Here is an 11,727-nt window from a genome sequence, read left to right as displayed (position 1 = left end):
CTTTACAACAGATATAAAATTGTATAATGGCTGAAAAATATCAGCAAGTGACTCGGAAACAGAGGCTGCTACCGGGGTGTCACTATATTTCATATCCTCCTCGAAAGTCTCGAGAAAGACATCGTCTTCACCCATTACAGCTTCCACTGAACGTCGCACACTTTCATAGTAATCCTCATCGACATATTCAGGGAAATAATCAAATTCCGAAACATCCGGATTTTCCTCGACACTGAGATCTGAAAACTCCCAATATATTCGTGGAAGAAATCCGAGAATATCTCTGATGAAATCCTCCCGCTCGCAATCTCTGCAGTTCTCCAGAGCGGAGCAATAACCGGCGGCGATAGACGTGAGAGCCATAAGCCTCGACCGCAATTCCTCTTCTTTCATCTATAAAGATTGTTTTTTATTATATAATCAAAAACTTCGGGCGGAAGGAAATAGTTGAGATTTTTTCCTTCTTTAACAGACTCCCTCACAAACGATGACGATATCAACGCCTGAGGAGCTTCTGTCATCAACGACACTCCCGCCGGAAGTGTGTCGATATCGACTTCATATCCGGGTCTGGGATATATGAAAATCTCGAACTCCGATTTTATTCTGTCTGAATCACGCCATTGCGAGAACCTCAGCCAATTGTCAGACCCGATAATCAGCGAGAACTCATGTTCCGGATAGGCATCCTTAAGACTTGTAAGCGTACGATATGTATAGGAAGGAACAGGAAGGGAACACTCGAAACCGGATGCTCTGACTTTGTTGCAGCCGGAAGCTACTATTGAAGCCATTTCCATACGGGCGGTGTCCGGAGCCGGCAGACTCCCTTTTTTTAAAGGATTCAGCGGACTAACCATTATCCATACCTCATCAAGACCGAGCCACTGAGCGGCAAAGTTTGCAATCATCGCATGTCCTGTATGAATAGGATCAAAACTCCCGCTGAATATACCGATACGCATATTTCCAAACAATTCTTAATGCAGATTCTTTTCTATGAACCCCTTTATCAGAGATTCGACCTCTTCAGCAGCCTTGTCAAGATTATCATTGACAACCCGGTAGTCGAAATATTCTGAAAAGCCCATTTCGTATTCGGCTTTGGACAATCGCTTCAATATTGATTCCTCGGTGTCGGTCGAACGCGCTCGCAAACGACGTTCAAGTTCTTCTATCGACGGAGGCAATATGAATATTGACATAGCTTCCGATTCGTAACGTTTCTTTACATTCAACGCACCTTTTACGTCAATATCCATAATAAGATTCCTGCCCGAATCGGTCACTCTTTCAACCTCAGATGCCAGAGTGCCGTAACATGTGCCCTGATACACCTCTTCCCACTCTACAAAATCACCGTTTCCGACACGTTTCATAAATTCCTCATGAGTCAGAAAATAGTATTCGTAGCCATCTCTTTCTTCCCCTCGTGGAAGACGGCTTGTCGCAGAAACCGAAAAACCGAGTTTCAATGCCGGATTCTCAAGCAGCCTTGAAATTATGGTAGACTTACCGGTTCCCGAAGGCGCCGACATGATAATTATCTTTCCTTTTTTCATAGATAGTCGCTTCAAAGCACGTTAAGAACCTGCTCCTTGATCTGTTCAAGATTATCTTTCATTTTCACAACAATCTTCTGCATCTCCGCATGATTGGATTTGGAGCCGAGGGTATTGATTTCTCTACCCATTTCCTGAGCGATAAAGCCAAGCTTTTTTCCCTGTCCCTCCGAGAGAATATCTTCACCGCCAAGAGTCTCGCGGAAGTAATTGAGATGTGCTCCCAGACGTTGTTTTTCTTCATTGACATCAAGCTTCTCGATATAGAATATAAGCTCCTGTTCAAGACGTCCCGCATCATATTCTATAGATGTCAGCCTTGCGAGCTGATCCTCAAGTCGTGCCTTGATTTTCGGCACTCTTTCCTTCTCGTAAGGCTCTATGCTCCGCAGTAGCATATCGATTGCCTCAAGTTTTTCCCTAAAAAACATATAAAGTTTTTTACCCTCCTGAATCCTGAACTCGCGAAGGTGATCCACAGCCTGACGCGTAGCCTCTTCAAGAGCCTTGTGGTCATCTTCATCAGCTGCGACTGTTTCTGTTTTCATCGCATCCGGCATACGAAGCAAAAGCGAATACCAGTCAGCCGGCTCGGGAAGCGACAATTCCTCGCCAAGCGATTCAAACTGTTTCTTGTATACAGCCATCAATGGAATATTCAATGTGGCGGCAGCTTCTGTGGCAAGATTATCTATTGACACCGTCAGCTCCACTTTTCCCCGTTCAAGTCCCTTGGCGATGTAATTACGGGTCTCGATCTCATATTCCCTTAAAAAACCGGGAATACGCGTAGAGATATCAAACTGCTTGCTGTTTAGTGATTTCAGCTCTACAGTAATTTTTTTTGAAGAGGAGGAGGCGCAACCACGGCCAAAGCCGGTCATTGACTGTATCATATCCAAATTTTCTGATTTAGGAATCTCTTTTGTGGTATTAGAAGCATTATGTATGTGTTCAAATTTAAACGATATTAAGTAAAGGAAATCTTTTATACAATCTGCGGCTTCTTTTTTGCCGCTTCCGGTTTGTCGCTCAGTCGAATATATTTATATTCTCCTTCGCTCCGCACCGTAATCGCCTGAAAAAACAAGCTCGCATATTGCATAAATTAAATTCGAACACTTACTTAACACCTACAAATTTACATTTTTATTCTCAAATCTCAAAACTTATATGTAAGCATTGCATACAAAGACATTGTGGAAGAGACATGATCGGGCCAGTCGCGATAATGTGTGGAACGAACTTTGTTGCTGAATAAGACCGTGCCATAAAGTTTCTTCAATAATTGATAGTCGAATCTGACTTCAGTGACGTTAAACGATGCCACCGACTTGTCTCCCATGACATTCAATGTCCTGAAATCCACTTCATCAAGATTTGTTCCGGGCTTGTAGCCTTTCCATGTGAATAACCTGTAATACTCATGACTCACGGATAATGAGGCTTTTTTTCTGTTCCATGTGATGTTGGCACCACCTTTGAGAGAAAATCCAGACGCGAAATTGTAGTTACGTTCATCTGTCCAGTAATGATCGCTTAGAATTGATCCTAAAATAATTGTATTGGCATGTGCATAACAATCGAATATATAACACTTGCGCTCCACATCCCTGAATAGGAAACCGACACCGACACTCGCTGGTACTCCCAGTTTATAGGGCACTTTGTCTATGTTTGTGATTGTGTCGCTGTCATAAAAATCGAAATGCTGGTAAAGACCTATACTGCCTGACGAATTTTTATGATCAAGCACTTCGCGTGACAAAAGCCGCCCCTTTATATTAAGTTGCGACAGCACAGGCTGATATTTCATTCCTTGCAATTCGGCTCTGACTGTGAAATAATCATATGGCTTGGTGGATTTTGCCTCAAACCTGTCTCCATACTCAAAATCAAGCAACATCGAGGCTCCAACATACGGGCTCCTCATTCTGCCTTGAAATGCCATCGTTTTTATGCCAAGCGATATCTGCATGAATATATTGGGAGTGCCGAACATTCGTCCGGACGTTGCCCTGCGCCGCCATGCCTGTCCTGTGACAATCCGGTTTATACCGCGCATCGGAGAAAGAAGGAATGATGCAAATTCCCGTTCGAAACGTTCCATTCCCCCCGTCCTGTCATCAAGCAAGGCATCAGAGGCTCTGAAAAGCGTCTCTCCAAGAACAGCGCCGCCTATAGGTGTGGCAATGACATCATTGGTCGAAGGATACTCACATTCCATAAACAGCTCCCACATCGCACTTCCCGCTATGGCAAACAGCTCGGACTGCCAGTAATTGAAACCGTTGGAACGTCCGGCAGCATAATAAAGACTACCGTTATAGGGATGTAGAAACGTATTGGTACCCAGCTGGTCATTATCCCAGATAAATCCATGTTTGAAATTCTCCTTGATAGTGTTAAGATTGATATATGCCCAGTCTCCATGTTGCACATATCTGTCAAATGCCCACAGTCCTATGTTAAATCCCACGACTTCTCCAGCCGCGCGCCAGAAGTGCTTTTTGCCGTAATATGCAAGATCTGTTGAATCCGGCATGACTTGTCTCACAATATTATACTTTATCGGCATCTGAGCCGCACACCTCTGCGGCACAAGCGTAACTGTCGCCATAACAGCCACACATACACAGAATAATATGTATACAATTCTTTTCACTGCAATTCGTAACCTTAGCAATATAACACCAGTAGAGCATCATATGTTGAAAAGCAGTAACGGCATTTCCCGTCACTGACGGAAAATGCCGTTACAAATCCTTACGAAATCCGGACTACTGATTACATTACATTCAGATCACGAAGCACCTGATCGATATGCTCTTCTGCTTTTTTCACAATGGCTTCATATTCATCTTTGGATTTCATATCCTCGCGGACTTCCACATAGAACTTGATCTTCGGTTCTGTTCCGGAAGGACGGATGGAAACCTTGTCACCGGCTTCGGTGAAGAACTGGAGAACGTTTGATGTTGTCGGGAAATCAAGTTTTGTAACCTCTCCTGTTTTAAGATTGCGGCAGTTGAGGTCTGAATAATCCTTGATAGCGGTGACTGGACTTCCGGCGAGTTCTTTCGGAGGATTCTCACGGAAGTTCTTCATCATTGCCACAATTTCTTCTGCCCCGCTCTTTCCGGGACGGACTACGCTTACGCCACGCTCGCGTGAGAAACCGTAGGTGGCGTATATGTCTACCAGAAGCTCATAAAGGTTCATCCCTTTGTCTGCAGCCCATGCCGCAGCCTCTGCTATAAGAGAATTGGCAGATATTGAATCCTTGTCTCTTACAAATGTTTCAGCAAGAAAACCGTAGCTTTCTTCACCGCCGCCGATATAACGGCCAGTTGTCTCCATGTTGCGCATCACATCGGCAATCCATTTGAAGCCTGTGTAACAGTCAAAGCATTTGATGCCGTTGGCATCTGCAATTCTCTTCACAGTCTCAGTGGTCACGATTGTCTTCACACAATATTCATTGCCGTTGAGGAGTTTCTTCTCAACATTCTGTGTAATGATATAATAGAGAAGAAGCATAACAAGCTGGTTGCCGTTTACAAGTTGGTATTCGCCCTGCTTGTCACGCACAACAAGACCGATGCGGTCTGCATCCGGATCGGAAGCAAGCACGATGCTTGCACCGACTTCTTTTGCTTTCGCCACACCCATTGCCATAGCCTCCGGATTTTCAGGATTCGGAGAAACCACTGTCGGGAAATCTCCACTCTGAACATCCTGTTCGGGAACATGAATAACATTCTCGAAGCCCCAGCGTTTTAGCGAATCAAACATCAGACGTGTTCCTGTGCCGTGAATCGGAGTGTAGACAATCTTCATGTCGCTGTGACGCTTGTCAGCCTCCGGATCCAATGAAAGCGAATGGATATCGTCAAGATACATTTCATCTATATCTTTTCCTACGATCTGAATCAACTCCTTGGCAGGTGTGAATTTGATCTGGTCTACCGATGTTATTGCATTGACATATTCTATGGTTTTCACATCATGGGGTGCGATCATCTGCGCGCCATCACTCCAATAAGCCTTATATCCGTTGTATTCCTTCGGGTTGTGGCTTGCAGTAACCATGACACCGCTCTGACAACCGAGTTTCCGGATTGCATAAGACACCTCAGGAGTGGGGCACGGTCCGTCAAAAAGATATACCTTGATACCGTTGGCTGAGAAGATGTCAGCGGTAAGCTCTGCGAACTTACGCGAGTTGTGACGCACGTCATGACCTACAGCCACGGCAATCTGAGGGAGATCCTTGAAGCAATCTTTAAGATAGTTGGCAAGACCCTGGGTGGCAGCTCCTACCGTATAACGGTTCATTCGGTTAGTGCCGGCACCCATGATGCCGCGCAGACCGCCGGTTCCGAATTCAAGATCTTTATAAAATGATTCTATAAGTTCTGTCTTATCTTCCGCATCAAGCATTTTCTTTACCTCTTCACGAGTCTCCTCATCATATTGCGGTGTAAGCCAGTTCTGAGCCCGTTCTGTAACGGTTCTCAACAGTTCGTCGTTACTCATAATAATTATTATCGGTTATATAATTAATAATTGAAGTGATTTAAACTTTTTCATATTTGGCAAAAAGTTTATGTCACGTCATTGTCTTCTTCATTATACAAAACGCAAAGATATAAAAAAATTCCCCATCTTTAACAGCTTTTAATCTAAATGTAGTAATTTTGCCAAAAAAATCAGTTATGGCTAAAATATCCTGGAGACCGGGCACTATGATATATCCTTTGCCCGCCGCGCTTGTGACATGCGGGTCAAATCCTGAAGAATGGAATATGCTCACCGTTGCCTGGACCGGCACGATATGTTCGGATCCTGCGATGTGCTACATATCAGTCCGTCCGGAACGCCACTCATATCCGATCATAAGGGAAAGGATGGAGTTCACGATAAACCTTACCACTGCCGCAATGGCAAAAGCCACAGACTGGGCGGGCGTACGCTCGGGGAAAGACTATGACAAATGGCAAGAGACCGGGCTGACTCCCCTTCCTGGCGAAAAAGTCTCATCGCCAACCATCGGAGAATCTCCCCTTTCTATCGAGTGTCGCGTAAAGACCATAATGTCACTTGGCAGCCACGACATGTTTATCGCTGAAGTTCTCAATGTCCGCGCCGACGACAGATTCATCGACCCGGAAACCGGCAGATTCTCGCTGGAGAAATCCGGAATAATGGCATACAGTCACGGACAATACTTCGAACTTGGCGATTTGATCGGTAAATTCGGCTTCTCAGTGCAGAAAAGGAAATAGAGAGACTGCATTGACAAAATATTTTTGTATATTTGCAGATTGCAAACCATATAGAAAAATATGAATACCAACGAATCAAATAACAATATAGAAAGTGCTGGCATTGATGTCAAAGCCGCTAAACGTATCAGACGCAATCGGTCTATAGTCAAATGGCTTTGGGCGGCTTTTCTGGGTCTTGGAGCGTTTATTTTTCTCTTTTTGCTACTGGTATACAATGGAGTAATCGGATATATGCCTCCCATCGAAGAGCTTGAGGATCCTCACGACAAACTTGCATCGCTCGTGTTCGCGTCAGATGGAACTACAGAGATGGGGCGTTATTATTTCGGTGCCGGCAATCGAGTATATACCGACTACGATTCTGTGTCACCACACGTGATCAACGCTTTGATAGCCACCGAAGATGTCAGGTTCAAGGACCACTCGGGCATCGATTTCAAAGCACTTGGAAGAACAATGGTCAAGACAGTGATGATGGGCGACAAATCTGCCGGCGGTGCATCCACTATCACTCAGCAGCTTGCAAAACAGTTGTATTCACAGCCTACGGGCAACATTCTCAAACGCGCAATCCAAAAACCTATCGAATGGATGATTGCCGTGAAACTGGAACGATTTTATACAAAAGACGAAATAATCAACATGTATCTCAACCGTTTTGACTTTCTCAACAACGCAGTAGGAATCAAAACGGCTGCAAATGTATATTTCGGCAAGGAGCCCGGAGAACTGAAAGCCGAAGAGGCGGCACTACTTGTCGGCATGCTCAAAAATCCGAGCTACTACAACCCTCTCCGCCATGAAGAGAGAGCACGTAACCGCAGAAACACAGTCCTTGACCAGATGGTCAAGGCAGAGTTCATAACTGTCCAGGAGGGAGACTCCCTTAAAGCTTTGCCGTTGAGACTTGACTATCACAAGGTTGATCACAAAGAAGGTGGTGCGCCATATCTCCGTGAGGAAATACGCCGACTGATGACGGCTAAGAAACCGGAAAGACCAAAGCGCTCTGATTACAAGTCTATGATGGCATACCGCATCGCCTGGGGCAACTACAATACCGACTCCACACAATGGGAAGAGAACCCTCTATACGGATGGATTCTCAAAAATCCTAAACCTGACGGAAGCTATTATAACTTATATACCGATGGACTGAGAATATACACCACCATCGACACACGTATGCAGGCTTATGCGGAAGACGCCATATACCAGCACCTCGGAGGTTATCTTCAGCCGGCATTTGAAAGTGAGAAGAGAGGTCAGCGCACTGGTCCCTACACCACCAACTCTTCGGAACTCAGCTATGACGGCGTGATGAAACTCATCAAAAATGCCATAAAACAGACCGAGCGTTACAGAATCATGAAAAAAGCCGGACATTCGGAAGAGGAGATAGAGAAGATTTTTCACACTCCTTACGAGATGGACGTTTTCGCATATGTTAAAGAAAACAAGACAGAAAACGGCAGAACGGTCAGCAAGATTGTGCCCGGAACAAAGACTGTGAACATGTCTCCTTATGATTCACTCCTTTACATGAAAACCGTTTTGCGAACAGGACTCATGAGCATGGATCCTGTGAATGGACACGTCAAGGCATATGTGGGAGGTCCTGATTTCTCCCACTTCCAATATGACATGGTAAGCCGAGGAAAACGTCAGATCGGCTCAACAGCAAAACCATTCCTATATACTTTGGCAATGGAACAGGATTTCACACCCTGTTCCATGTTCTCAAACACGCAACCTGTCTTCGGTAACTGGGCACCACGAAATTCAAGTCATGCACGCGTAGGGGAAATGGTGGATCTCCGCTGGGCGCTTACCAATTCGAACAACTGGATTTCTGCGCGTCTTGTGAATGAGCTTACCCCCGTGAGCCTCGCCAACAAGATGCGCATGTTCGGAATAACAGGATACATAGACCCGACACTTCCTTTGTGTCTCGGCACTGTGGATGTGCCTGTCGGACACATGGTAGCTGCATACACAGCATTTGCAAACGGCGGTATCAGGGTAGACCCGGTTTTCGTAACAAGAATAGAAGATAACCAGGGTAATCTTATATACACAGCTGTGCCACACCGCACCGAAGTCACTTCCGAGGAAGCACACTATAAGATTCTCTCTATCCTTCTGAATGTGGTTGACAGCGGAACCGGAGCGAGCCTTCGCTCGCGTTACAACATACACGCACAGATGGGAGGCAAGACAGGTACGACAAACTCGAACTCCGACACATGGTTCATGGGTTTCACCCCCGACCTTGTTACCGGTGTCTGGGTAGGTGGTGAAGAGCGTTACATCCACTTCAACACAATGGCATTCGGACAAGGCGCTCGAGCCGCTCTTCCCATTTACGGTCTGTATATGCAGAAGGTATATTCAGACTCCAGACTCCCATACAGTCAGGATACAAAATTCAAGTTTCCCGACAACTACAACCCATGCGAGGGAGAGATTGCCACATACACCGGAAATGAAGCTGTAGAAGAGGAAACAGTAGAAGGAATATTTGAATAAAAATTAAATAATTAATTGGTTTCGCGAGTCTGGACACCAGTATAAACAAAAGATTCAGGCTGATTACAGAAATTTTTCATTAATTTTTTGTGCGATATTAAATTTATGTATATATTTACCGCACGATTTCATTTAATAGGAAATTTCAATTCGAAACCTTAACACTAAGACCAATGGCAAAGGTATTACAGATCCGTGATCTCACACTGCGCGACGGCCAGCAGTCGCTGTTCGCCACACGTATGAAGCAGGAGAATGTTGACAAACTTCTTCCTCTTTATCGAGAAGCAAAATTTTACATCATGGAGGTTTGGGGCGGCGCCGTTCCAGATTCCGTGATGCGTTATCTGGGCGAATCCCCATGGGACCGTCTCCGCGCATGCTCAAATGAGATGAAAGGCATCTCTCTGCTTTCTGCATTGTCGCGTGGCAGGAACCTCTTCGGCTATGTTCCCTATCCCGACTATGTTCTCGAGGGCTTTTACAAAAAGGCTATTGACAACGGTCTGAATGTAATGCGTATCTTTGACGCGCTCAATGATATTGACAACATTCGCGAATCAGTAAAAATGATCAACTCTCTTGGAGGGATATCAGACACAGCCGTATGTTACACAGTAGACCCGAAAGACACACCGGTAGAGGCTCCCAGAAAAAAAGGATTCTTCGCCAGATTGTTGGGCGGAAGCGATGCTCCTGCAGCTCCTGAAAAAATATTCACAGATGAATATTTCGTAGAAAAGGCAAAAGAGATGGAGGCACTCGGTGCCAAGATGGTAACACTCAAAGACATGGCAGGTCTTGTTAATCCGGCTCGCATCTTCTCCCTGATGCCAAAACTGAAACAGGCTCTTAAAGTGCCTGTGGATTTCCATACACATTGCACTCCAGGGTACGGTCTTGCAGCAGTATTGACCGCCATAATCAAAGGTGTGGACATTGTTGACACTAACATATGGTGGTTTGGCGGTGGTTCCGCGGCACCTGCAATTGAACTTGTATGGATATTCTGCCAGAAACTCGGAATCGAGATGGCAGTGAACATGGACGCTGTCGCAAAAATACGTAAGGAACTCGTGGTTGCGCGCAAGGCTCTCGCAGACTTCGATCTCAACAAAGACAAATGGCCTAACGACTTTGACGAATACTACGCAAAAATGCCCAAAGAGATCGATGCCGAATTTGACCGCGCGATCGCAGCTGCCAACGAAAACCGCGAGGAAGACCTTCTCGACGCGTGCCACAAAATCGAAGCATATTTCGGTTTCCCGAAACCGAACGAGCTTGTCAAGAACGCAGAGGTGCCCGGCGGTATGTATTCGAACATGGTTGCCAACCTTCGCGCCCTCAAGGCAGAGGATGTACTTGACGAAGCGATGGCTCTTATTCCCAAGGTTCGTCGTGATGCAGGTCTTGTTCCGCTTGTCACACCAACAAGCCAGATCGTAGGCTCCCAGGCAGTGGCTCTCGCACTTGACCGTCGCAAAGGAGCACCCGATTATTCAAACAAGAATAACCAGTTCATCTCTCTCGTCAAAGGAGAATACGGCAAGACTCCTGTTGCCATTGATCCTGCATTCCGTGAAAAGATCACAGGCTCACCTGAAGAAAGACCGTATGACACAGGTTCATTCCGCGAACCTGCAAATCCGGAACTTCCCGAATTCGGTGGCGTAAAGTTGGCTCAGAACGAAGAAGAATTCCTCTTGCTTGAACTTCTCCCCTCCGTTGCCAACACATTCCTCAAAAACAAACGCAAAGCTGAGTTTGAAGCAAAGCAGGCAGAAATGAAAGCTGCCGAACCAGAGGCAAAACCTGAAGAGACTCAGGCTCCGGTTGAAGAAATCACAGGGAAAGTATTTCGCGCTCCTATGGGTGGAACTGTCATCGAGCTTCTCGCCAAACCGGGTCAGACAGTAAAGACAGGAGATCTTCTCCTCGTATATGAGGCTATGAAAATGGAAAACGACCTCGCAACAGACATAGAGGGAACCATCAAGAGATTCCTCGTCAAAGAAGGCGATGTCATTGCAACTGACCAGCCTCTCGTGGAATTCGAATAAGAGTATTCGAATAAGAGTAAATGAATAATTAAGTAAAAGCCGGCTTGTCCAATCAAGTCGGCTTTTACGTTTCATTAGTACAACCATCCGCGATAGCGTATTGACGAACTCCGAAAGAGAGTTGTATCTTTGCCGACAAAAAGAATCATGGGTTATAACAAGTCTTTGTCCGATGTCTATTCAGAGACATGGACGCGTTACAAGAGTACAACCATCCGCGATAGCGTATTGACGAACTCCGAAAGAGAGTTGTATCTTTGTCAACAAAAAGAATCATGGGTT

At 45.5% G+C, this 11,727-nt stretch carries 9 protein-coding genes; 3 read left to right on the top strand and 6 right to left on the bottom strand.

Annotated elements, in window-relative coordinates:
* From JX312_RS03535 to JX312_RS03510, 6 genes are all read right to left on the bottom strand, one after another.
* A partial coding sequence (locus JX312_RS03535) for a DUF5063 domain-containing protein (RefSeq protein WP_204457096.1) occupies window positions 1–393 on the bottom strand: 393 nt, incomplete at its 3' end.
* On the bottom strand, window positions 390–965 hold the full coding sequence (gene nadD / locus JX312_RS03530; protein WP_123404549.1) for a nicotinate (nicotinamide) nucleotide adenylyltransferase: 576 nt from the start codon (window positions 963–965) through the stop codon (window positions 390–392). The genes JX312_RS03535 and nadD, both read right to left, overlap by 4 nt.
* Window positions 966–980: 15 nt before the next feature.
* Entirely contained in the window at window positions 981–1,562 is a 582-nt protein-coding gene (gene gmk, locus JX312_RS03525) for a guanylate kinase (RefSeq protein WP_123404547.1), read from the bottom strand.
* A gap of 11 nt (window positions 1,563–1,573) precedes the next feature.
* On the bottom strand, window positions 1,574–2,458 hold the full coding sequence (locus JX312_RS03520; RefSeq protein WP_123404545.1) for a YicC/YloC family endoribonuclease: 885 nt from the start codon (window positions 2,456–2,458) through the stop codon (window positions 1,574–1,576).
* Between the two features lie 266 nt (window positions 2,459–2,724).
* Window positions 2,725–4,182: a DUF3943 domain-containing protein gene (locus tag JX312_RS03515; RefSeq protein ID WP_123404543.1), complete on the bottom strand. Its 1,458-nt coding sequence runs from the start codon at window positions 4,180–4,182 to the stop codon at window positions 2,725–2,727.
* 167 nt (window positions 4,183–4,349) lie between these two features.
* Window positions 4,350–6,101, bottom strand: coding sequence for a phospho-sugar mutase (locus JX312_RS03510; protein WP_124030195.1), 1,752 nt, complete (start codon window positions 6,099–6,101; stop codon window positions 4,350–4,352).
* 179 nt (window positions 6,102–6,280) lie between these two features.
* On the opposite strand from JX312_RS03510, the gene JX312_RS03505 reads away from it, so the two are divergent.
* The 3 genes from JX312_RS03505 to JX312_RS03495 all read left to right on the top strand — a co-directional run bounded on the left by JX312_RS03505 (window position 6,281) and on the right by JX312_RS03495 (window position 11,445).
* Complete coding sequence (locus tag JX312_RS03505; RefSeq protein WP_204457095.1) at window positions 6,281–6,850, top strand: flavin reductase family protein; 570 nt, start codon at window positions 6,281–6,283, stop codon at window positions 6,848–6,850.
* 60 nt (window positions 6,851–6,910) lie between these two features.
* Window positions 6,911–9,382, top strand: coding sequence for a transglycosylase domain-containing protein (locus JX312_RS03500; protein ID WP_204457094.1), 2,472 nt, complete (start codon window positions 6,911–6,913; stop codon window positions 9,380–9,382).
* A gap of 173 nt (window positions 9,383–9,555) precedes the next feature.
* A complete protein-coding gene (locus tag JX312_RS03495) occupies window positions 9,556–11,445 on the top strand; it encodes a biotin/lipoyl-containing protein (RefSeq protein WP_204457093.1) in 1,890 nt (629 codons plus the stop codon).
* The last annotated feature ends 282 nt before the right edge of the window (window positions 11,446–11,727 follow it).

This window comes from Barnesiella sp. CU968, assembly GCF_905219685.1.
GTDB classification, from domain to species: Bacteria; Bacteroidota; Bacteroidia; order Bacteroidales; family Muribaculaceae; genus Lepagella; species Lepagella muris_A.
Note: the sequence above shows the minus strand (reverse complement) of the source record. Positions and strands in the feature narration are given on the sequence as shown.